Annotated in this window: 18 protein-coding genes; 7 read left to right on the top strand and 11 right to left on the bottom strand. The window is 72.0% G+C overall.

Features of this window, described 5'->3' with window-relative positions; translation table 11 throughout:
* Nucleotide 1: 1 nt before the first annotated feature.
* Both ACTVZO_RS18815 and ACTVZO_RS18810 read right to left on the bottom strand, forming a co-directional pair.
* A complete protein-coding gene (locus ACTVZO_RS18815; RefSeq protein ID WP_443299494.1) occupies nucleotides 2-250 on the bottom strand; it encodes a DUF397 domain-containing protein in 249 nt (82 codons plus the stop codon).
* On the bottom strand, nucleotides 247-1098 hold the full coding sequence (locus ACTVZO_RS18810; protein ID WP_443299493.1) for a helix-turn-helix domain-containing protein: 852 nt from the start codon (nucleotides 1096-1098) through the stop codon (nucleotides 247-249). The genes ACTVZO_RS18815 and ACTVZO_RS18810 overlap by 4 nt, the downstream gene beginning before the upstream one ends.
* Before the next feature lie 118 nt (nucleotides 1099-1216).
* Between ACTVZO_RS18810 and ACTVZO_RS18805 the strand changes: the two genes are divergently transcribed.
* Complete coding sequence (locus tag ACTVZO_RS18805) at nucleotides 1217-1636, top strand: ATP-binding protein (protein WP_443299492.1); 420 nt, start codon at nucleotides 1217-1219, stop codon at nucleotides 1634-1636.
* Here ACTVZO_RS18805 and ACTVZO_RS18800 read toward each other — a convergent pair.
* The 3 genes from ACTVZO_RS18800 to ACTVZO_RS18790 all read right to left on the bottom strand — a co-directional run bounded on the left by ACTVZO_RS18800 (nucleotide 1633) and on the right by ACTVZO_RS18790 (nucleotide 4325).
* Nucleotides 1633-1866, bottom strand: a complete 234-nt coding sequence (locus ACTVZO_RS18800; RefSeq protein ID WP_443299491.1) for a hypothetical protein — start codon at nucleotides 1864-1866, stop codon at nucleotides 1633-1635. The genes ACTVZO_RS18805 and ACTVZO_RS18800 overlap by 4 nt on opposite strands.
* Nucleotides 1867-2237: 371 nt before the next feature.
* A complete protein-coding gene (locus tag ACTVZO_RS18795; protein WP_443299490.1) occupies nucleotides 2238-3098 on the bottom strand; it encodes a TIGR03619 family F420-dependent LLM class oxidoreductase in 861 nt (286 codons plus the stop codon).
* 99 nt (nucleotides 3099-3197) lie between these two features.
* A complete protein-coding gene (locus tag ACTVZO_RS18790; protein WP_443303217.1) occupies nucleotides 3198-4325 on the bottom strand; it encodes an ADP-ribosylglycohydrolase family protein in 1128 nt (375 codons plus the stop codon).
* A 507-nt stretch (nucleotides 4326-4832) separates the two neighbouring features.
* Between ACTVZO_RS18790 and ACTVZO_RS18785 the strand changes: the two genes are divergently transcribed.
* The gene (locus ACTVZO_RS18785) at nucleotides 4833-5897 is read left to right on the top strand and encodes a tyrosine-protein phosphatase (RefSeq protein ID WP_443299489.1); all 1065 of its coding nucleotides are present in this window, start codon (nucleotides 4833-4835) and stop codon (nucleotides 5895-5897) included.
* Between the two features lie 77 nt (nucleotides 5898-5974).
* On the opposite strand, the gene ACTVZO_RS18780 is transcribed toward ACTVZO_RS18785, so the two are convergent.
* Nucleotides 5975-8566, bottom strand: a complete 2592-nt coding sequence (locus ACTVZO_RS18780) for a bifunctional FO biosynthesis protein CofGH (protein ID WP_443299488.1) — start codon at nucleotides 8564-8566, stop codon at nucleotides 5975-5977.
* Nucleotides 8567-8617: 51 nt separating this feature from the next.
* Nucleotides 8618-9400: an SDR family oxidoreductase gene (locus tag ACTVZO_RS18775; RefSeq protein ID WP_443299487.1), complete on the bottom strand. Its 783-nt coding sequence runs from the start codon at nucleotides 9398-9400 to the stop codon at nucleotides 8618-8620.
* Between the two features lie 227 nt (nucleotides 9401-9627).
* Between ACTVZO_RS18775 and ACTVZO_RS18770 the strand changes: the two genes are divergently transcribed.
* The 3 genes from ACTVZO_RS18770 (at nucleotide 9628) to ACTVZO_RS18760 (ending at nucleotide 12883) form a co-directional block, all read left to right on the top strand.
* Nucleotides 9628-10887 carry a serine hydrolase domain-containing protein gene (locus ACTVZO_RS18770; RefSeq protein ID WP_443299486.1) on the top strand — a complete coding sequence of 420 codons (1260 nt, stop codon included), beginning with the start codon at nucleotides 9628-9630 and terminating at the stop codon, nucleotides 10885-10887.
* A gap of 456 nt (nucleotides 10888-11343) precedes the next feature.
* On the top strand, nucleotides 11344-12237 hold the full coding sequence (locus tag ACTVZO_RS18765; RefSeq protein WP_443299485.1) for a helix-turn-helix domain-containing protein: 894 nt from the start codon (nucleotides 11344-11346) through the stop codon (nucleotides 12235-12237).
* A 46-nt stretch (nucleotides 12238-12283) separates the two neighbouring features.
* The gene (locus ACTVZO_RS18760) at nucleotides 12284-12883 is read left to right on the top strand and encodes a Uma2 family endonuclease (RefSeq protein ID WP_443299484.1); all 600 of its coding nucleotides are present in this window, start codon (nucleotides 12284-12286) and stop codon (nucleotides 12881-12883) included.
* On the opposite strand, the gene ACTVZO_RS18755 is transcribed toward ACTVZO_RS18760, so the two are convergent.
* On the bottom strand, nucleotides 12862-14112 hold the full coding sequence (locus ACTVZO_RS18755) for an aminotransferase-like domain-containing protein (protein WP_443299483.1): 1251 nt from the start codon (nucleotides 14110-14112) through the stop codon (nucleotides 12862-12864). The genes ACTVZO_RS18760 and ACTVZO_RS18755 overlap by 22 nt on opposite strands.
* 128 nt (nucleotides 14113-14240) lie before the next feature.
* Between ACTVZO_RS18755 and ACTVZO_RS18750 the strand changes: the two genes are divergently transcribed.
* The gene (locus ACTVZO_RS18750) at nucleotides 14241-15086 is read left to right on the top strand and encodes a hypothetical protein (RefSeq protein WP_443299482.1); all 846 of its coding nucleotides are present in this window, start codon (nucleotides 14241-14243) and stop codon (nucleotides 15084-15086) included.
* A 171-nt stretch (nucleotides 15087-15257) separates the two neighbouring features.
* Here ACTVZO_RS18750 and ACTVZO_RS18745 read toward each other — a convergent pair whose 3' ends face one another.
* The 3 genes from ACTVZO_RS18745 to ACTVZO_RS18735 all read right to left on the bottom strand — a co-directional run bounded on the left by ACTVZO_RS18745 (nucleotide 15258) and on the right by ACTVZO_RS18735 (nucleotide 17527).
* Nucleotides 15258-15467 carry a DUF397 domain-containing protein gene (locus tag ACTVZO_RS18745; RefSeq protein WP_443299481.1) on the bottom strand — a complete coding sequence of 70 codons (210 nt, stop codon included), beginning with the start codon at nucleotides 15465-15467 and terminating at the stop codon, nucleotides 15258-15260.
* A gap of 208 nt (nucleotides 15468-15675) precedes the next feature.
* Nucleotides 15676-16569 carry a helix-turn-helix domain-containing protein gene (locus ACTVZO_RS18740; RefSeq protein ID WP_443299480.1) on the bottom strand — a complete coding sequence of 298 codons (894 nt, stop codon included), beginning with the start codon at nucleotides 16567-16569 and terminating at the stop codon, nucleotides 15676-15678.
* Nucleotides 16570-16789: 220 nt separating this feature from the next.
* A complete protein-coding gene (locus ACTVZO_RS18735) occupies nucleotides 16790-17527 on the bottom strand; it encodes a GOLPH3/VPS74 family protein (RefSeq protein WP_362304143.1) in 738 nt (245 codons plus the stop codon).
* Between the two features lie 172 nt (nucleotides 17528-17699).
* On the opposite strand from ACTVZO_RS18735, the gene ACTVZO_RS18730 reads away from it, so the two are divergent.
* Nucleotides 17700-20153, top strand: coding sequence for a hypothetical protein (locus ACTVZO_RS18730; protein ID WP_443303216.1), 2454 nt, complete (start codon nucleotides 17700-17702; stop codon nucleotides 20151-20153).
* Nucleotides 20154-20275: the final 122 nt, after the last annotated feature.

The following is a 20275-nucleotide window of genomic DNA, read 5'->3' as shown; positions in this document are numbered from 1 at the left end:
CTCAGCGGTCGGCGGTGACCCCGCCCAGGAAGACGCCCCAGGCGGCGGGGCCGACGGCCAGCTCGGGCCCGGCCGTCACCTTGGAGTCCCGGACGTGCACGGCTTCCGTACAGGCTGCGACCTCGACGCAGTCGTCGCCCTGGCTGCCGCTGTACGTGGACTTGTGCCAGGAGAGGGCGACCTCGACGCAGTTGTCGCCCTGGCTGCTGCTGTAGCTGCTCTTGAACCACCGGAGCCGGGAGCTGTTCACAGGGATCCTCGCATTCGCATCAACAGGCCCGCGCTGTCCGCAGGATTGAGGGCCTGGATGCGAAGTTTGGCATATTGCTGATGGAGATTGCTGACCGCTTTCGGGTCAGAGATGACCTGGCCCATCTGAGGACCTTCGGTGTATCCCAGCCACTCGTGCTCCTGAGTTTCGAGGAGGCAGAAGGGGCCGTCGGTACCTGCGTGTTCCGGGCTGACCGTCGGCATGATCTGGAGGTCCACATTGGGCAGCCTTCCGACCTCCAGCAGGTGGTCGATCAGCTCGCGGGTCACCTCCGGGCCTCCCGTCTGCCGTTCGATCACCGCCTGCTCGATGATGAAACTGAAGGCGACGTAAGGGGTTTTGTGGAGCAGGGCCTGCCGGGTCAGTCGGAAGGCGACGCGCGCCTCCGCCTCCTCTGGCCTCGCCAGCGGAGGGACGTCCCGGATCTGGACCCGGGCGTAGGCCTCCGTCTGTAAGAGCCCCGGAACCGACCGGCACTCGTACGTGTTCAGGGCCAGCGCCTTCTCCTCCAGTTCCGCCCACCGCCTGAACCACCTGGCCAGGCCCCGCCGTCGCGTCAGCTGGGCCGCCGCGATGTGGATGACGCCGAAGGCGTTCAGGGCCTCTTCCGTCCGGTCGACGAACTTCGTCGACGGGTGGCGTCGGCCCTGTTCGACCGAGCCGACGTACTGGACCGAGTAGCGGATCTTCGTCCCCAGCTGCTCCTGGGTCAGGCCGGCCCGTTTGCGGGAGGCCTTGACCACCTCGCCGAAGTTCCGCAGGTCGTTGTCCGGCTCGACCTCGCCGTCACCGCTCTCTTCGGCATGCGCATGCGTCGTCACGGTCACCTCCCGGCACTCAGGCTCACGGACGGTGACCGCTACTGTCCAGATACTCGACTCGTACAGTTGAAAAGTAGCGGTTGCCGTGCTGGGAACGGCCCTGGCCGCACGGGATGTTGCTGCCATGACCGCACCCCTCACCCCCGCCGGGACCCTCGCACGCACGTTCACTCAGCGTTTCAGTTCCACCCGACGTGGAGCCCGTCTCGCCCGTCAGCTGGCCCTCGTGGAACTCCACGCCTGGGGCATCCCCGAATCCACCGGGCTGTCCGCCGACGCCGGGCTCGTCGTCGCCGAGCTCGCCGCCAACGCCGTCACCCACGGCCGGGTGCCCGGGCGGGACTTCGAGCTGCGGATGGTGCTGCTGGAGGGGGTGGTCCGGATCGAGGTGTCGGACCCGCGCCGCGACCGGCGGCCCGTTCCGCTGCCCCACGCCTACCAGGCCGAATCCGGTTACGGGCTCCGCATCGTCGATGCCGTCGCCGCCCACTGGGGGGTGACGGACCGGCTGGTCGGCAAGACCGTCTGGGCGGAGCTGGGCTAGGGCGCGGCGTCGCGGACCGAGCCGGTGCTGGTGCCCGTCTCGTAGCCCACGAAGCAGGTGATCTCGCGGTCCCCGAGGCCCCACCCGGTGGCGAGCGGGCCGTAGTAGTAGACGTGCAGCTCCTTCGGCAGTTCCTTGCCTCCCACGTAGTCGTGGAGCGCCGTGGTGTCGACGCACTTCTCGGTGGCGAGGGAGGCGATCTTCTCCATGCCCGGGTACTTCCCGGGCATGGACGGCGAAGGTGGCGTACACCTCCCCCTCGTGGGGCTGGTCGCAGGGCACCACTGTCACCGAGGTGCGGCCCGTGCCGCTGCCGTCGTCCTCGTAGTCCTTCAGGTCGTCGTCCGTGGTGAAGCACTCCCCGGTCCGCAGGTTCTTGGGGTCGTCGGCGACCGCGCCGGGGGCGTGGCCCAGTGCTCCGGCGAGTGCGAGGAGCAGTACGGACGCGCATCGCAGTGCTCTGGACATGCGTATGTCCTCCTTGCGCAGAGGATGAGACGCAGCCGACAGTCGGCGCCGCCGACGGCCGGGGCGGTGCACCTCTGTCCACGCTACCCCCCGCCGCCGGGGGGCCGCCTGCGGGAGAGGCGGCCGTCCCGGGTCAGAGGTAGCGGGCGAACTCGTCCAGGGTGCGCAGGACCTCCGCCTCCGGGGCCGAGGGGAGCTGGAGGACGACCTCCTCGATGCCGAGGTCGGCGTAGTGGCCCATCTTGCCGGGGGTGGGCTGGACGGCGTACGGGACCACCTGGAGGGACTTCGGGTCGCGGCCGGCGGTCTCCCAGAACCGGCGCAGCACCGGCAGGGACTCGGTGAGGCCGCCGCCGCCGATCGGCAGCCAGCCGTCGGAGTGGTCGGCGATGGCGGTGAACAGCTTCGGCCCGGCCTGGCCGCCGATCAGGGTGCGGGGGCCGTACAGGGGGACGCCGGGGCCCAGTTCGCGCGGGGTCTGGACCGGCTTCGGATGGGCGGAGCTGGCCTGGACGGAAGAGAACTCGCCGACGTACGCGGTGGGTTCCGGGGCCCACAGGGCACGCATCAGGGCCATCCGGTCGCGGACCAGTTCGCGGCGGGTGCGCCATTCGACCCCGTGGTCGGCGGCCTCCTCGACGTTCCAGCCGTAGCCGATGCCGAGGGTGAAGCGGCCGCCGGAGAGGTGGTCGAGGGTGGCGATCTGCTTGGCGAGGCCGATCGGGTCGTGCTGCGCCACGAGCGTGATGCCGGTGCCGAGGTGGAGCCGCTCGGTCACGGCGGCGGCCTGCCCGAGGGCCACGAACGGGTCGAGCGTGCGCCCGTACATCTCGGGGAGGTCTCCGCCCATCGGGGCGGCGGTGTCACGGACGACCGGGATGTGGGTGTGCTCCGGCAGGTAGAGCCCGGCGAAGCCCCGCTCCTCCAGGCTGCGTGCGAGGCGGACGGGCGAGACGGTGCGGTCGGTGAGGAAGATGGTCGTGGCGATCCGCATGGCTTCTGACACCTCCGAGACGTGGGACCCGCAACGGTACGGCCTGGGAGCCCGATTGTTGAGGGGGCGTCAGATCGGTGTCGGCCGGCGGCCGCCTTGTCAGCCGCGCGGGTAGCGGGCCAGCCAGCCCGGGGAGGTGGCGGTGGGGCCGTGGAGGGACGGGCCCTGGGTCATCTCCAGGGCGAAGTCGTCGGCGAGCTCCAGGAGCGTGGCGCGGCCTTCGAGTTCGGCGAGCCAGGCGGCCGGGAGGGCGGTCTCGCCGTGCAGCGCGCCGAGGAGGGCTCCGCACAGGGCTCCGGCGGCGGTGGAGTCCCCGCCGTGGTTGACGGCGAGGCGCAGGCCGTGCGGGACGTCCTCGGCGACCAGGGCGCAGTAGACGGCGGTGGCGAGGGCGGCTGCGGCGTCCCCGTCGGCCGCGAGGTCTTCGACGGTCGCGGGGCCGGGCGCGCCCTCGGTGACGGCGGCCAGGGCGCGCTGGAGGACGTCGGTGACGGGCTGGTGCCCGGGGCGGGTGCCGAGCTGGCCGAGGGCGCGCTGGACGGCGGAGTCCAGGGACTCGCCGCGGGTCAGGCCGTGGACGACGAGGGCGAAGGCGCCGGCCGAGAGGTACGCGGCGGGGTGGCCGTGGCTCTGCGTGGCGCATTCGACGGCCAGCTGGAGGACCAGGGCCGGCTCCCAGCCGACGAGCAGGCCGAAGGGGGCGGAGCGGGTGGCGGCGGCCGCGTCGCGGGCGGTGGGGTTCTTCGGCTGGGCGGGGGTGCCGAGGGTGTCGTCGGCGAAGCCGGTCAGGCAGGCGCGGTCGGGGTCGCGGCGGGCGTAGAGCCACTCCTGCGCGGCGAGCCAGCCGTTGTCCTTGCGGCGTTCGTCGGGGCCCCAGTCGTGCTGGGTGGCGGCCCAGCGGAGGTAGGCGCGGTGGACGTCGGTGGGCGGGTGCCAGGTGCCGGCGTCGCGGCGTACGTGGGCCCGTATGAGGCCGTCCACCGTGAAGAGGGTGAGCTGGGTGGCGGCGGTGACGGGGGTGGCGGTGGGCGTGGTCAGGCCGTCCGGGCCGTGCGCCGCGCGGATGGCGTCGAGGGTGAGCCGGCCGGCGGGTGCGCCGAAGGCGTCGCCGATGGCGGAGCCGAGGAGGGTCCCGCGGACCCGGCTGCGGAAGTCCTGCTGCTCGAGCCGCCCCCAGAGCCCGGTGACGGGCGCCCCGACCCGCCTGCCGGCGGCGGGCCCCCGCACGTGCGCGACGCCGTGGCCGGCATCGCGGCCGTGCGTGGCCGGCCCGGCCGCGTCCGGCCCGCCGGGCCCTGCCGCCGCGCCGTGTGCGTGGGCCGTGCCGTGCCCGTGGGCCGCCGGGCCGGACCCGGGCAGGCCCGGGGTGCCGCGGCCGTCCGTGCCCCCGGTGGGCGCCGGCTGCGCCGGGGAGGGGCCGGGTGGGCCCGCCGGTGTGCCCTGAATGACCGCCGAGCCCGCGCCCGTTGTCGCGTCCATCATCCTCACCGTCCCCCTGGCCGTGTCTGCGGCCGCCGCCACGGCAGCACTGGCGCGCACTGTAGTGGACAGCTTCGGTCGAATCCGGAAGCAGCCCGTCAAGCGGTCCGTAAGCATGCGGAGAACGGCCGGAAAGCGAATACTTTCGGCCGCCGCCCCGGCTGATGGCACGTTTTGCCACTGGCCTTCGGCCCGGCTGGTTCCAGCCATGCCTCGTTCATCCGCAGTTCTCCGCGGCCGCCCAGCCTCACAGGCATGAAGAAGGCACTCCTCGCCGCGACCGTCGTCGCCTCCGCTGTCACCGCTTCCCTGTTCGCGGCCCCGCTCGCCTCCGCCTCCGGCTGGGACCGGCAGGACCGTTCGGCCATCCCGTTCACCGAGGCCACCGTCACCGCCGGAGCCGACGGCTCCTTCACCCTCGAGTGGAAGGCCAAGGACACCAAGCGGGTCGAGATCAAGGCGAACGGCAAGGTCGTCGCGAAGGGCGGCGCCCAGGGCCGGGCCGTCGTCACCGGACTGCCCGCCGCCGACCGCCAGTGGTTCGACTTCAAGCCGCAGCACGGCCAGGGCCTGCGCCTCGCCGACCGCCTGATCAAGCTCGACGGCACCGTCAACTTCCGCGACGCCGGCGGCTACCGCACCGCCAACGGCCAGTGGGTCAAGATGGGCGAGGTCTACCGCTCGGACGCGCTCGACAAGCTCACCGAGAACGACCTGGCCAAGCTCCAGCGCCTGCGCGTCAAGACGGTCTTCGACCTGCGCATGGCCGACGAGCGCAGCAAGGACGCCGACAAGGTCCCCGCGGGCGCCACGTACGTCGTCGCCGACGTCTTCGCGGGCTCCGGCTCCTTCCAGACCCTGCCCAAGACCCCCGACGAGGCCGTCAAGGCCATGGTCGACGCCGAGAAGGCCATGGTCTCCGGCGAGGGCGGCAAGAAGGCGTACACGCAGGTCCTCGAGGGCATTGAGCGCGACCGCAGCCGCTCGGTCCTCTTCCACTGCACCGCCGGCAAGGACCGCACCGGCTGGGCCAACGCCGCCCTGCTGACCGCCCTCGGCGTCCCGCGCGCGACCGTCGAGGCCGACTACCTGGCCAGCAACGACTACCGCAAGGCCGCCAACGACGCGATCCTCTCCCACCTGCCCGCGCAACAGGCCGCCGTCTACAAGCCGATGCTCGACGTGCGCTCCGAGTACCTGAACGCGGGCTACGGCGAGGTCACCGCGAAGTACGGCTCCTTCGACCGCTACCTCAAGGACGGGCTCGGCATCGACGCCCGCGATCTGAAGCAGCTGAAGAAGGACCTGCTCGTCGGCTGACCGGACGCGCCCCGGGGTGCGGGGGCCCGGCCGGACACGCCACGTCCGGCCGGGCCCCCTGCCCCTCCTGTACGCCGTCAGTCCAGGACCGGCAGCAGTTCCGGCAGGTGCCCGTCCGAGGCGCGGGCCGCGTCCTGGCGCTCCGCCGGCACCTCCCCGTACAGCGTCGTACGGGCCTTCGCGGGCCGCCCCGCCGCCTCGGCGACGGCGATCAGGTCCCGCACCGACTTGTACGAGCCGTAACTCGACCCCGCCATCCGCGAGATCGTCTCCTCCATCAGGGTCCCGCCCAGGTCGTTGGCCCCGGACCGGAGCATCTCGGCCGCGCCCTCCGCGCCCAGCTTCACCCAGCTGGTCTGGATGTTGGGGACGTACGGGTGCAGCAGCAGCCGCGCCATCGCCGTCACCGCGCGGTTGTCGCGGACCGTGGGCCCGGGCCGGGCGATGCCCGCCAGGTACACGGGCGCGTTGGTGTGGATGAACGGCAGCGTCACGAACTCCGTGAACCCCTCCACCCCCTTGGACAGGGCGGCCTGCTGGATCCGGGCCAGCGTGCGGAAGTGCCCGAGCCAGTGGCGCGGCTGGTCCACGTGCCCGTACATCATCGTGGACGAGGAGCGGATGCCCAGCTCGTGCGCGGTGGAGATGACCTCGATCCAGTCCGCCGTCGGCAGCTTGCCCTTGGTCAGGACCCACCGCACCTCGTCGTCGAGGATCTCCGCCGCCGTGCCGGGTACGGAGTCCAGACCGGCCTCCTTGGCGGCCGTCAGCCAGTCCCGCACCGACATCCCCGTCCGCGTGGCCCCGTTGACGACCTCCATCGGCGAGAAGGCGTGCACGTGCATCCCCGGGACGCGCTGCTTCACCGCGCGCGCGATGTCGAAGTACGCCGTCCCGGGCAGGTCCGGGTGGATGCCGCCCTGCATGCACACCTCGACCGCGCCCACGTCCCAGGCCTGGGCGGCCCGGTCGGCGACCTGGTCCAGGGAGAGCGTGTAGGCGTCGGCGTCCGTGCGGCGCTGCGCGAAGGCGCAGAAGCGGCAGCCGGTGTAACAGACGTTGGTGAAGTTGATGTTGCGCGTGACGACGTAGGTGACCTCGTCCCCGACCACCGACTTCCGCAGGTCGTCGGCGATCCGGCAGAGGGCGTCCAGAGCCGGCCCGTCGGCGTGCAGCAGGGCCAGGGCCTGGGCGTCGGTGAGCCCGGTCGGATCGTTGGCGGCCTGCGCGAGCGCGGCCCGTACGTCGGTGTCGATGCGCTCGGGCACCATGCCGGGAGCGGCCGCCTCGCGCAGCGCCTCCCAGTCGCCGTAGATGTGGTCGAAGTCCTCGCGGCGGTCGCCGGTGCGGCCCTCGGTGTCGATGGCGGTGTGCAGATCGGTCCGCCCGGACGAGGTGAAGGCCTCGTCCGGCTCCTGCCACGGCCGGCCCACGACCTCGGCGGACTCCTCGGCCAGCCCCGTCTCCGGGTCGGCCAGCGCCCGTACGTGCGGCAGCAGCCGCGGGTCCAGCCACGGCTCGCCGCGCCGCACGAACTCCGGGTAGACGCACAGCCGCTCGCGCAGCGCGAAGCCGGCCGCCGCGGACCGCTCGGCCAGCAGGTCGATCTGGGGCCACGGGCGCTCGGGGTTGACGTGGTCGGGGGTCAGCGGCGAGACGCCGCCCCAGTCGTCGATCCCGGCGCCGATCAGGCGGGCGTACTCCCCGTCGACCAGGTTGGGCGGCGCCTGCAGGCACGCGGACGGGCCCATGATGTGCCGGGCGACGGCGATCGTCGCGACGAGGTCGTCGAGTTCGGCGTCCGGCATCCCGCGCATGGCCGTGTCCGGCTTGGCGCGGAAGTTCTGGATGATCAGCTCCTGTATGCCGTGGTAGGAGCGGGAGACGCGGCGCAGTGCGAACAGGGACTCCGCGCGCTCCCCGTACGTCTCGCCGATGCCGATGAGCAGCCCGCTGGTGAAGGGCACCGAGGACCGCCCGGCGTCCTCCAGCACGCGCAGCCGGACCGCGGGCTCCTTGTCGGGGGAGCCGTGGTGCGGGCCGCCCGGCTCGGACCACAGACGGGTGGCGGTGGTCTCCAGCATCATGCCCATGGACGGGGCGACCGGCTTGAGCCGCTGGAAGTCCGACCAGGACATGACACCCGGGTTCAGGTGGGGGAGCAGGCCGGTCTCCTCCAGGATCCGGATGGAGATGGCCCGTACGTAGGAGATGGTGTCGTCGTAGCCCTCGGCCTCGAGCCACTCGCGCGCCTCGGGCCAGCGGTCCTCGGGCTTGTCGCCGAGGGTGATGAGCGCTTCCTTGCAGCCGAGCGCCGCGCCGCGGCGGGCGATGTCGAGGACCTCGTCCGGGGACATGTACATCCCGTGGCCGGCCCGGCGGAGTTTGCCGGGGACGGTGGCGAAGGTGCAGTAGTGGCACTTGTCGCGGCACAGCCGGGTCAGCGGGATGAACACGCTCTTCGAGTACGTGATGACACCGGGCCGCCCGGCGGCGGCGAGTCCGGAGTCCCTTACGCGTGCGGCGGAGGCGGTGAGGTCGTCGAGCGCCTCACCGCGCGCCTGGAGGAGTACGGCCGCCTCGGTCGCGTCGAGCGCGACGCCGTCGCGTGCCCGCCGGAGCGCGCGGCGCATCGCGTTTTCGGTCGGAGCGTCACTCGGAGTGGTCATGGGCCGAGCATACGATCCAGTCGTACGGGCCAGGGGAGGTCGGTGGCGTGCTCATCGCATCAGCTCACCGGCGTTGACCAGCAGTGACTGGCCGGTTATCGCCCGCGCCCGGTCGGAGGCGAGGAAGGCGGCGGCGTCCGCGACGTCCCCGTCGGTGGCGAGGTCGGGCAGCGCCATGCGCTCGGTGAGGCGGGCGTGGACCTCGGCCTCGGGGACGTTCTCGGTGTGTGCGGTGAAGGTGACGAAGGCCTGTACGGGCGGGCCCCACATCCAGCCCGGGAGCACCGTGTTGACCCGGATCCGGTGCGGGCCGAGCTCGCGGGCCATGGAGTACATGGCGGAGGTCAGGGCGCCCTTGGAGGCGGCGTAGGCGGCCTGCTGGACCTCGTTGGGCGCGGCGACGGCGGACTGCGTGCCGATGATGACGACGGAGCCGCCGTTCTCCTTGAGCGTGGGCAGGCAGGCCCGGGTCATCCGGAGCGTCCCCAGCAGGTTCACGTCGATGATCTGCTGCCAGGTCCCGAAATCGGCGTCCTCCAGACCGCCGAAGTAGGAGTCCCAGGCGGCCACGTGCACGACGGCGTCGATCCGGCCGAACCGCTCCCGGGCGAGCGCGGCGAGGGCCTCGCACTGGCGCTCGTCGCCGATGTCGGTCGGGAGGTAGGCGGTGTGCGCCCCGTCGGGGTCGATCTCGGCGGCGGATTTGGCCAGATTCGCCTCCGTCCGCGCCCCGAGTACGGCGTTCCCGCCGTCGCGGACCACGGTGGCGGCGACCTGGTGCCCGAGCCCGGCCCCGACCCCGGAGACGATGACGGTCTTCCCTCGCAGCAGCATGACGGGCCTCCAGGAGCAGCGTATCTGACGGGTCGTCAGGCTAGGGTCCGGGCGGCGGGATGGGAAGGGGGCGGGGGGCGTCCGTCGGCCCGCCGGGCGGGCCGACGGGCGGCTCGCCTCGCGACCGGGTCGGTGCGGACCTACCCTGGTGCTGCTGCCTTGGTCCGCGTACGGGGTCCGCGTACTCGTACGTGCGTTCGTCCCCCTCGTGCGACAGGAGGCATGCCGTGAGTCCCACCCGCACCCGCACACGCCTGCGCCGGGCCTGCGTGGCCGCCGCCGCGGCAGGTCTGCTCGTCACCCCGGCCCTCGCGGGCCCCGCGCACGGGGCTCCCACACCGGGCCCGTCCGTCTCCGCCGACGCCGCCGCGCGGTTCCCGCGGCTCACCCCGGCCGTCGCGGCGAAGCTGGACGCCGCGGTCCAGCGGGTCCTGCGCGAGGCGCGGGTGCCGGGCGTGATCGTGGGCCTGTGGGCCCCCGGCAAGGGGAGCTACGTACGGACCTTCGGCGTGGCCGACAAGGCCACGGGCTCTCCCATGGAGACCGGCTTCCGCATCCGGATCGGCAGCGAGACCAAGACGTTCACCGTCACCGCGCTCCTCGAACTCGTCGACCAGGACAAGCTGGCCCTCGACGACACCATCGGGAAGTACGTGGACGGAGTCCCGAACGGGGACCGCATCACCCTGCGCGAACTGGCGGGGATGCGCAGCGGGCTCTTCAACTACAGCCTGGACGAGGACTTCAACAAGGCGCTCGCCGCCGGCCCGACCCGGCCGTTCACACCGCAGCAGCTGCTCGAGTACTCCTTCAAGCACCCGGTGCAGTTCGAGCCGAACGCGCAGTGGCAGTACAGCAACACCAACCTGATCCTGCTGGGTCTCGTCGTGGAGAAGGCCGGCGGCAAACCCCTCCAGGAGTTCATCCGCGAGGAGGTGCTGGAGCCCGCCGGGCTGCGGCAGACGCTCTTCCCGACCGACGCGCACTTCCCCGACCCCCATCCGCAGGGCTACACGGACGACACGACCGGGAAGATCGTCAACGCGACCGACTGGAACCCGTCGTGGGCCTGGGCCGCGGGCGCGATGATCTCGGACCTCATGGACCTGCGCAGCTGGGCGCGCACCGTGGCCACCGGCTCGCTGCTGACGCCCGAGACCCAGGCGGAACGCCTGAAGACGACCTCGATCGACGGCATTCCCGGTGCCGGGTACGGGCTGGGCATCTTCGACGTCCAGGGCTGGATCGGCCACAACGGTTCGCTGCCCGGCTACGAGACCCTGACCGTGTACTTGCCGGAGGCCCGGGCGACGATGGTGGTCCTGCTCAACACCGACGTCCTGCACGAGGGCCAGGAGCCCAGCACGCTCTTCGGCGAGGCGATCACGAGCATCGTGACCCCCGACCACGTGTACCCGGGCCACGTCCCGACCGCCCCGGAACCGACGGGCGCCACCCCGACGGGCGCCGCGCCGACCGCGTCGTAGCCGCGGCCGGTTCGGCCACAGGGCGGGCCGACGCGCCCGGACGTGCAACTGCCCTGTTCGGACCGGGTGGTGCAAAGCTGTGCGCCGGTCGCGGGGGGTGCGGTTGCGTCGGTGGCAGCCACCAAAGAACCGGAGAAAGAACCAGACCCAACCCCTCCAGCTCCCCCGTTCGACCGCAATCGCCCGGTCGGGTGAATTTGCCCAACTCGACTGGATTCGCGTGGGGTTGGCTGGCATATCCTCGCCGCGACAACTCCAGACATGAGACGACCCCCGGCGGGACGGCAATCCCGGCCGAGGGTCTGATCCACGAGGAAGCAGACCTTCCCAATGGCTTTCCAGAAGCTTAGCCGGGTCATGCCCGCAGCGCGCCGTGCTACGCGCGGAACCGCCCGATCCGGTGGCGTTTCCGGCGTCCGGCACGCCAACGTCCCCCTTACGGGCCACTTCACCGTCGTGAGCAACCGGCTCGCCCAGCACGGGGAGCTGTCGCTGCTCGCGATCGGCACCGCCCTCCACATCCAGTCGCTGCCCGAGGGCGCCCAGGTCAGCATCCGGGCCCTGGCCGAGCGCTTCCCCGAGACCGAGTACCGCATCGGGCGGGCGCTGAACGAGCTGGAGGCGGCCGGTTTCCTCCGCCGGACGCGCCTGCGGACGGCCGAGGGCAAGGTGGTCACCCGCACGGTGTCGTACAACCTCCCGCTGTCCACGACCCCGCCGGACGCGGACCCCGAGCCACCGTCGCACCCGCACCCGGACCCGCACCCCGAACCGGACCTGGTCCTGGATCCGCACCCGGACCTGCACCCCGAACCGAACCTGGTCCTGGATCCGCACCCGGACCTGGGCCCGGACCCGGGCCAGGGGCCGGATCCCGAAGCCGAACCGGCCCCCGGGCCGCCCCCGCCCGGCCCTGCGCCGCGCGGCGACCGCGACCGCGTACGGGAGTCGGCTCCTGCTCCGGCGCTCCGCGAGGAGGCCTCGCGGCTGCTGGCCGGCCTGCGGATCCGCGACCCGCGGCTGCTGCTCGCCGCCCGGGACGTCGAGCGGCTCGTACCCGGTGTCGTGGAGTGGCTGGAGCGCGGGGCCGCTCCCGAGGCCGTACGGCGGGCCCTCGCCTCGGACGTCCCGTCCGACCTGCGCAACCCGGCCGGACTGCTCGCCTACCGGCTGCACGCCGCGATCCCGCCCCCACTGCCCGCCCCCGATCGGCGACCCACCGGAACCCCGCCACCCGACCGGCCCCGGTACCCCTTCCAGACCTGCGACGGCTGCGAACGCGCCTTCCGCTCCCCGACCCCCGGAAGCCACTGCGGCGACTGCACGGCCCGCGACCGGAAGGCTGCCTAGCATGAAGGTGAGAACTCGGCCCCCTGGGCACGGACGAGGAGCCACCATGACCATCACCCACGACGACGCGCGGCGGCGGAACCACCGGTACCGGCTCCTGCGCGATGTCGTCGAGCAGGTCGAGGACACCGTCCCGGGGAAGCTCGAGATCACCAAGGAAGGGATCGTGCACGACATGATGTCCCCGGGACGCCCGCACGAGTTGACCGCAGGTCTCGTGAGCAGGCGCTTGGAGAAGGCCGCACCCGAGGGAATCTGGGCGCACCTGGGAACGCCCGACGTCGAGGACGAGCCCGAGGGCATCATGCGGCACCCCGACATCATGGTGATCGCGTTCGAGGACATGCAGGGCGAGGGGCCGTTCGACCCGCGGACGATCGTCGCCGCCGTCGAGGTCGTCTCCCGTTCCAACCCCGACAACGACTGGATCGGCAAGGTGCGGGACTACCCGCTCCTCGGCATCCCCGTGTACGCCGTCTTCGACCCCCGCACCGGCACGGGGGCCGTCATGTCCGACATCCACCAGACCCCCGACGGCCCGCGCTACGCGACCCGCAAGGACTTCGTCTACGGCGAGGACGTCACCATCGCCGACTGGACCATCTCGACCGACGGGCTGCCCCGTTACGCGGACCCCGGCGCGTAGTCCGCCACCGCCGCCGCCAGGCGGGTCAGGCCCTGCGTGATCTCCTGCGGGGTGTGCGTCGTGAAGGACAGGCGCAGGGTGCGGGGGTCCGGGGGGCCCGTGAAGAAGGGGGATCCCGGGACGAAGGCCACGTCGTGGGCGAGGGCCGCCTTGAGCAGGGCCGTCGCGTCGTGGCCGGCCGGGAGGCGGGCCCAGACGAACATGCCGCCCTCCGGACGGTTCCAGGCCGAGCCCGCCGGGAGGGCCCCGGCCAGCCCCGCCAGCAGGGCGTCGCGGCGGGCCCGGTAGGCCGCGCGGACCGTGGCCACGTGCGCGTCGAGGTCCACCGCCGCCAGGTAGTGCGCGGCGGCCAGCTGGTCCACCGTCGAGGTGTGCAGGTCCGCGGCCTGCTTGGCGACCACCGCGGCCCGGCGCAGCGCCGCCGGGGCCCGCAGCCAGCCCAGCCGCAGCCCCGGCGCCATGATCTTCGAGAAGCTGCCGAGCAGGGCGGTGCGGTCCTCGGCCCCCGGGTGCGCGGCCAGCCACGGGAGCTCCGCGCCCTCGTAGCGGAGGTCCCCGTACGGGTCGTCCTCGATCAGCCACAGGCCCAGCCGCGCCGCGATCCGCGCCACCTCCGCCCGCCGGACCGCCGGCAGGGTGCGCCCCGTCGGGTTCTGGAAGGTCGGGACGGTGTAGAGCAGCTTGGGGCGCTCCCGGGCGACGAGCTCCTCCAGGGCCTCGGGTATCAGGCCCTCCGCGTCACAGGGCACCGCCACCACCCGGGCCCCGGCCATCCCGAAGCACTGGAGGGCGGCCAGGTAGGTGGGGTTCTCGACCAGCACCACGTCCCCGGGTTCGACCAGCGCGGCGGTGAGGAGGGTGAGGGCCTGCTGCGAGCCCGAGGTGACCAGCACGTCGTCCGCGCCGGTCGCCAGGCCCCGGGCCGAGGCCCGCCGCGCGACGGCCTCGCGCAGTTCCGGCGCGCCCTCGGTGGTCGAGTACTGCAAGGCCCGCCGCGCCGATACGGCGAAGGCGGTGTCGTACGAGGCCCGAAGGCCCTCGGCGTCGAAGAGTTCGGGCGCGGGAAGGCCGCCGGCGAAGGAGATCACCCCGGGGCGTTCGGTGAGCGCCAGGATCCCGCGTACGGGGGAGCCGCCCACCGAGGCGACGCGCGAGGCGAACGCGGGCGGCGCGGCAGAGACGGTGACGGAGTCGGGAACGGAGACGGAGACGGCGGCGTCTGCGGGCACGGGTGGCTCCTCCGGGAGTGGGGTGCGGGCATCGTAGCGACAGATAGATGCAGATGACACCTATGTGTCACATGGTGAACGGTGCCCGGGGACTCCCGATCTGACGCAACATCAGCTAGACCGGTCGCATGACGACAGAAGAGCGGGACACCCGCGCCGAGGACTACGCCGAGCTCGCGGCCGTCGGCCCGTACGGCGTCCGCCCCGGCCATGCGCTGATCACCATGGTGGAGCCGCACCCGGGCCACGAGTACGCGTACAACCGCTGGTACGAGGACGACCACTACTACGCGGGCGCCATGGCCATGCCCTGGATGTACGCGGGCCGCCGCTGGGTGGCCACCCGCGAACTCCAGGAGCTGCGCTACCCGGAGAAGTCGGCGGTCGCCCAGCCCGTCACCGCCGGCTGCTACATATCGACGTACTGGGTCACCGAGGGCCGCTACGACGAGCACATGAAGTGGACGGTCGGCATCAACAAGCGGCTCAACCGCGACGGGAGGGTCTACCAGGACCGCACCCACGTGTTCACGGCCTTCCAGGACCACGAGGCCACCGTCTACCGCGACGGCGCCGCCGGTCCGCGGGACTTCCACGCCCTCGACCACCCGTACGCCGGCCTCGTCGTCCAGGTCGTCGACGCCGACGGGCCCGCGCAGCGGGACGAGCTGCTGGAGTGGCTGCGCGCCCGGGCCCTGCCGAAGCGGCTGCACGGCTCTCCGGCCGCGATGGTGACGCTCTTCCGGCCGACACCGCTGCCCGGCGACCGGATGACGTACGTCAAGCAGGTCGAGGGGGTCGACACCCGCCTGACGCTCCTGTGGTTCCTGGAGCAGGACCCCCGGACCTGCTGGGACCGCTTCCAGGGGCTGGACGCGGAGGTCGCGGAGGCGGGGCTGGGGCGGGTGGAGCTGGTGGCGCCGTTCATCCCCACGGTGCCGGGGACCGACCGGTACGTCGACCAGCTGAGGTAGCCGTAGCCGTGGTCGCGGCAGGTCGGAAGCGGACATGGCCGAGCCCCCTCGGCCAAGACGGCGGACCGGTCGAGAGGGCTCCAGCCAGTGGTGCGGGTACTGCCTGAACTGCCTTCACTGCCTGTACTGCGGTTAACGCGTTCGGGTCGCTTGGGGCGCATGCCGTGACGTTCAGGCGAGGCGTCCCAGCCGGCCCTCGGTGACGCCGTCGACGAACGAGGTCCAGGAGCCGGGCGCGAAGGTGAGGGACGGACCGTCCTGCGCCTTCGAGTCGCGGACCGCGACGGCCTCCATGACGGGGGACTTGACCTCGACGCAGGCGCCGTTGGCGGAGTAGGAGGACTTGGTCCAGTTGTGCGTGGCGCCCTGACGAATAGCCATGTTTCTCTCCGGTTCAGCGAGTAGTTCCGTTTGCGGCGTCGGCCGGCTCGTTTCCCCGGCTGACGTGATCGACGCTACCCGCAGCTCCTGACGGGCGAAGGAGGCATTCACCCGACCGAGTGGCATATTCCATTCAGGTCTTATGCGGCCGGGGAGTGACGGTGTACGGTACCGGCCCTCCCCATGGCCTCATGGGATTCCTGCGCCTTTATCGCGACTCGTCGACCTTTCCCGCGTATGTGCCGATGATGTCGGAGATGAACTGGCGGGTCTGGTCGACATTGAGGGCCTGGGCGCGCAGGTGCTCGTACATGACGCTGTACTTCTGCACGTCGTTGGCCTTCTCCAGGTACAGGTCGCTCGTCACGCCCTCGATGTAGACCACCGTCGAGTCGGACGCGTCCGGGAATTCCAGAATCGCGTACTGGCCGTTCACGCCGGGGTGCGCGCCGAGCGCGAACGGCATCACCTGCACCGTGATGTGCGGCTGTTCCGACTGCTCTATCAGGAACTCCAGCTGCCGGATCATCAGCTCGGCATCGCCCACGCGCCGGCGCAGCGCCGCCTCGTCGATGACCGCCCACAGGCGCAGCGGCCCGAGTTCCGGATTGTTGTTCTCGGTCTCGGAGAGCCGCTTCTGGCGGTGCATCCGGACCTGGACCCGCTTCTCCACGTCGGCCGGAGCGGTCTCCGGCCACGCGCCGCGGACCAGGGAGTGGGCGTACTCCGTGGTCTGGAGCAACCCCGGGATCACCAGGGGCTCGTAGGTGCGCAGGCTCGCGGCGTCCGTCTCCAGGCCGATGTAGACGCTGTACGGGATGTCGCCGAAGGCGTGCCACCAGCCCTGCTGGCGGGAGTCCTTCGCCATCTGCATGAGTGAGTCCACGAGCCTGGGGTCCTCCACCTCGTACACCTCGCACAGGTCGCGTACGTCGCGCTGGCTGATGGACCGGCGGCCGTTCTCCAGCCGGCTGATCTTGGACTGGGAGACGAGGAGGCGCTCGGCGACCTGCTCGGCCGTCATGCCCTTGTCCTCGCGGAGCTTGCGCAACTCCATGCCCAGTCGGCGGCGTCGGACGGTGGGATTGACATTGGACGCCACGTGAACGGCACCTCCGCCTTCTTCTGTCGTGCAGCTGTCTGTCTCTCTGCGTGGCTGATGCTGAGCAGACTGCCACCGAAGGGTGCTGCGGCGCTGGGGAACGGCCGGGAAAAAACAGACGCGCGGGGCGGCGGGACCGGCTGACCGGCCTCGTCACCCCGCGCGCCGGCGTTGTGATGGCGTTGCGGTGGAGCGGGTGGAACGAGTGGAACGGGGTGGATCAGTGCGCGGCCGCGCGGGCCATCGCACCCGTCCGCCGCGGCTGCAGCGGAACGCTGCCCGCCGTGGCCCGAGCCGCCGGCTGTGCCGGTGCGCGGTCGCGGCGCGGCTGTGCGGCCACACCGTTCTGGACGTCCATCACGGCGTGCGCCACGAGTCCGCCCATCGGGTCGTGCCGGATCAGATCCCGCAGCCGGGATCTGGACGACCGCCCCTCGTTGCCTGGGTACAGGTGCTTGCCGAGTCCGACCGCGTGGGCCAGTGCGGCAAGCGCCGCGGTCCGCGGGTCCGGCGGTACGCCGGTGCGGATCGCCGTGTCCAGCCGGGCACGGATCTCCCGGCTGATCGCCGTGTCCGTCGCCTGGTAGCGAGTCGTCGGCAGCACCCCGCACATCTGGCCCGCGACGGCATGGACCATGCCGCAGCGCTCCAGGTGGGCGAGGTAAATCTGGCGGAGCCCCAGCCGGGGTCCGCCAATCCAGTGGACGGCCCGTACCGGACTGCCGCGCCTGCGCAGCAGTTCCAGTGCGGAGTCCAGAGTCGGATCTCCTGTCGGCCGTGGCATCACCACGGCGATACGATCCCCGTCAGGGGCTATCCGTCCTGCCAGAGCCAGCTCCACTAGCTGTGCCCCGGCCAGGCCGAGGTCGAGCGACTGCGGCTGCGCCGTGGTACCCGTGGCCGGGTCCAAGGCGAGCAGCAGAAGCTCCTCCGGAATTGTTCTGCGGCTCCTGCCCATCCATGCCTCCCCGCGTGGATGAGTGACAGGGTGACGCCTCTCACATTCATCTGTCGAGAGCGCGTGGCCGCTTTGTGGGGGAACCCGCAGCTATGTCGTTCTCGTCTAGCACGTGGGCGATGCCCCCTAGACGGGACACTGTTAGACATTCGGACAGCCGGACGTGGCGACGATGGAGGAGGAACTGGTGGCGGGCGAGTCCCCCGACAAGTCGGTTGATGAGGGAACGCCGGGGACGGCGTCGACCTCCGCGGAGAGCGATCCGAGGCTGTCGGTGTTCCGGCAGCGGGATCCCGAGACTCCTGCCTCGGCGGACACAGCCGTGGACGCGGAACCGGACCCGGACGGTTCCGGCGGCCGCGACGCGCTGCGCGACGCGGTGGCGGCCTGGGTCGCCACGGCGGACGAGCCCGCCCCGGAATCGGACGACCGCCCCGCCGCTTCCGCGTCGGCGGTTCGAACCCCGGCCACCGACCCGGCCGACTCGGCCCAGGAGCCCGACACGGATTCCGCGCCCGCGTCGCAGCGGCCGTCGGGCGACCAGCGCACCACCTCGTTCCGTCTGTCGCCTGCGGCGGCGCCGGAAGCGGCTGAACCCGGTTCGGATTCCGCTTCGGCGTCGGAGCAGTCGGCTGATGAGGGCCGTACCACGGCCTTCCGGGCCGCGAAGCCGGCTGCTGCCGCGTCGCCGTCGGCGGATTCCGGTTCGGAGTCGGAGCAGCCGTCGGGCGACCAGGGCACCACCTCGTTCCGTCTGTCGCCTGCGGCGGCGCCGGAAGCTGCTGAACCCGGTTCGGATTCCGCTTCGGAGTCGGAGCAGCCGTCGGGCGACCAGGGCACGACCTCGTTCCGTCTCGCGGAGCCGGCTGCCGCGTCGCCTTCCGCGGATTCCGGTTCGGCTTCGGAGCAGCCGGCCGGCGACCAGCGCACCACCTCGTTCCGGGCTGTGAAGGCCGACTCCGCCGAGGCGGGCGACAGTGAGCGGACTGCTGTGTTCCGGGCGGTGAAGCCCGCTGCGGACGCGCCTGTCAAGGAGCCCGCCCCGCGGGAGCGGACCGGGGTGTTCCGGATTCCGGCCGCGGACGCCGGCGACAGCGAGCGGACCGCAACCTTCCGTGCCGTGAAGCCGGCGGTCCCGGCCCCGGCCCCCGCCGACGAGCAGCCCGCGGATTCCCCCGCGCAGGCCAAGGCCAAGCCCAGTACCTTCGTACCGCTGCGCACCGACGAGCCCGTACAGCCGCCGAAGGCATCCGCCCCGGCCCCCGCCCCCGCGGCCCCGGCCGCTTCGGCCCCCGCCTCGACGGACCGCACCGAGCGGACCACCCAGCAGCCCCTGCCCCCCAAGCCGCCGCTCGACATGCTGGCGGACCTCACGAACAACCCGCCCCCGCCGCCGAGCCCGCTCCGCACCGCCGTGCGACGGTTCAAGATCTACTTCCCGCTCGTCGTGCTCCTGGCGATCATCCTCGCCGTCGTGCAGCTGGTGCGGCCCCTGCCGGAGCCGAAGCTCGTGATGACGGCGAAGTCCTCGTACACCTTCGACGGCGCCAAGCCCGAGCTGCCCTGGCCCAGCGAGGGCCAGGCCTACATGGCCGCCGCCGGCCTCGGCACGCTCGGCCAGTCCGGCGAGCAGAAGCCCGTGCCGATCGCCAGCGTCACCAAGTCGATGACGGCGTACATCATCCTGCGCGACCACCCCATCAAGAAGGGTGAGCAGGGCGCGATGATCGACATCGACAAGACGGCCGAGACCGAGGGCAAGAAGAACGACTCGGTCAACAACGAGTCCACCCTCGACACGGTCAAGGAGGGCGACAAGATCTCGGAGTACGACGCGATCGCCGCCCTGATGATCCCGTCGGCCAACAACATCGCGCGGCTGCTCGCGCGCTGGGACTCCGGTTCCCAGGAGGCGTTCGTCAAGAAGATGAACGACACCGCCAAGGAACTCGGCATGGCCAACACCACCTACACCGACCCCTCGGGCCTGGACGCGACCACGGTCAGCACCGCCGAGGACCAGGTGAAGCTGGGCCTCAAGCTCGTCGAGATCGAGACCCTGCTGGACATCACCAAGAAGCCGAGCTGGGTCGACCCGTCGGGCAAGAAGTGGGACAACTGGAACCGCCTCGTCCCGTACAACGACTCGCTCGGCATCAAGACCGGTACGACGACGAAGGCCGGCGGGAACCTCCTCTTCGCCGCCCAGAAGAAGATCGGCAACACCAACCAGCTGATCGTCGGCGCCGTCCTCGGCCAGCACAAGCCGCCGATCATCGACAGCGTCATCTCCGCGAGCAAGCAGCTGATGCTCGCCACGCAGAAGGCCCTCGAAGGCGCGCCCGTCGTGAAGAAGGGCCAGGTCGTGGGCTACGTGGACGACGGGCTCGGTGGTCGCACCCCGGTCGTCGCCACCGCCGACGTGCAGGCGGTCGGCTGGGCCTCGCTCACCGTGAACGTGAAGCTGGCCGACGGCGGCAGCAAGATCCCGCAGACCGCCAAGTCCGGCACCGAGATCGGCGTCCTCACGGTCGGCGAGGGCGCGAGCCAGGTGAAGGTGCCGGTGGCGCTACAGGGCGAGCTCGCCGCACCCGGCATCGGCAGCAAGCTCACGCGCGTCGGCTGAGAGCCGGCGAACGCGCGGATCCGGCGCCCCGGGCAACCCCGGGGCGCCGGGACGCGTCTTGGGTTCCGGGACCTGAACGTGCCGGGCGTCCGGGGCGTCCGGACGCGGGCAGGTGCGGGGTG

The organism is Streptomyces sp. IBSNAI002 (assembly GCF_052244475.1).
Lineage (GTDB): Bacteria > Actinomycetota > Actinomycetes > Streptomycetales > Streptomycetaceae > Streptomyces.
This window is presented reverse-complemented; position numbering and strand designations above follow the sequence as displayed.

Bases quoted from the DNA above. Each gene is read 5' to 3' on its own strand.
- ACTVZO_RS18805 (WP_443299492.1), top strand. From the start codon at position 1,217: ATGACCGCACCCCTCACCCCCGCCGGGACCCTCGCACGCACGTTCACT.
- ACTVZO_RS18800 (WP_443299491.1), bottom strand. From the start codon at position 1,866: ATGCCCGGGAAGTACCCGGGCATGGAGAAGATCGCCTCCCTCGCCACC.
- ACTVZO_RS18795 (WP_443299490.1), bottom strand. From the start codon at position 3,098: ATGCGGATCGCCACGACCATCTTCCTCACCGACCGCACCGTCTCGCCC.
- ACTVZO_RS18785 (WP_443299489.1), top strand. From the start codon at position 4,833: ATGAAGAAGGCACTCCTCGCCGCGACCGTCGTCGCCTCCGCTGTCACC.
- ACTVZO_RS18780 (WP_443299488.1), bottom strand. From the start codon at position 8,566: ATGACCACTCCGAGTGACGCTCCGACCGAAAACGCGATGCGCCGCGCG.
- ACTVZO_RS18775 (WP_443299487.1), bottom strand. From the start codon at position 9,400: ATGCTGCTGCGAGGGAAGACCGTCATCGTCTCCGGGGTCGGGGCCGGG.
- ACTVZO_RS18760 (WP_443299484.1), top strand. From the start codon at position 12,284: ATGACCATCACCCACGACGACGCGCGGCGGCGGAACCACCGGTACCGG.
- ACTVZO_RS18750 (WP_443299482.1), top strand. From the start codon at position 14,241: ATGACGACAGAAGAGCGGGACACCCGCGCCGAGGACTACGCCGAGCTC.
- ACTVZO_RS18745 (WP_443299481.1), bottom strand. From the start codon at position 15,467: ATGGCTATTCGTCAGGGCGCCACGCACAACTGGACCAAGTCCTCCTAC.
- ACTVZO_RS18735 (WP_362304143.1), bottom strand. From the start codon at position 17,527: ATGGGCAGGAGCCGCAGAACAATTCCGGAGGAGCTTCTGCTGCTCGCC.
- ACTVZO_RS18730 (WP_443303216.1), top strand. From the start codon at position 17,700: ATGGAGGAGGAACTGGTGGCGGGCGAGTCCCCCGACAAGTCGGTTGAT.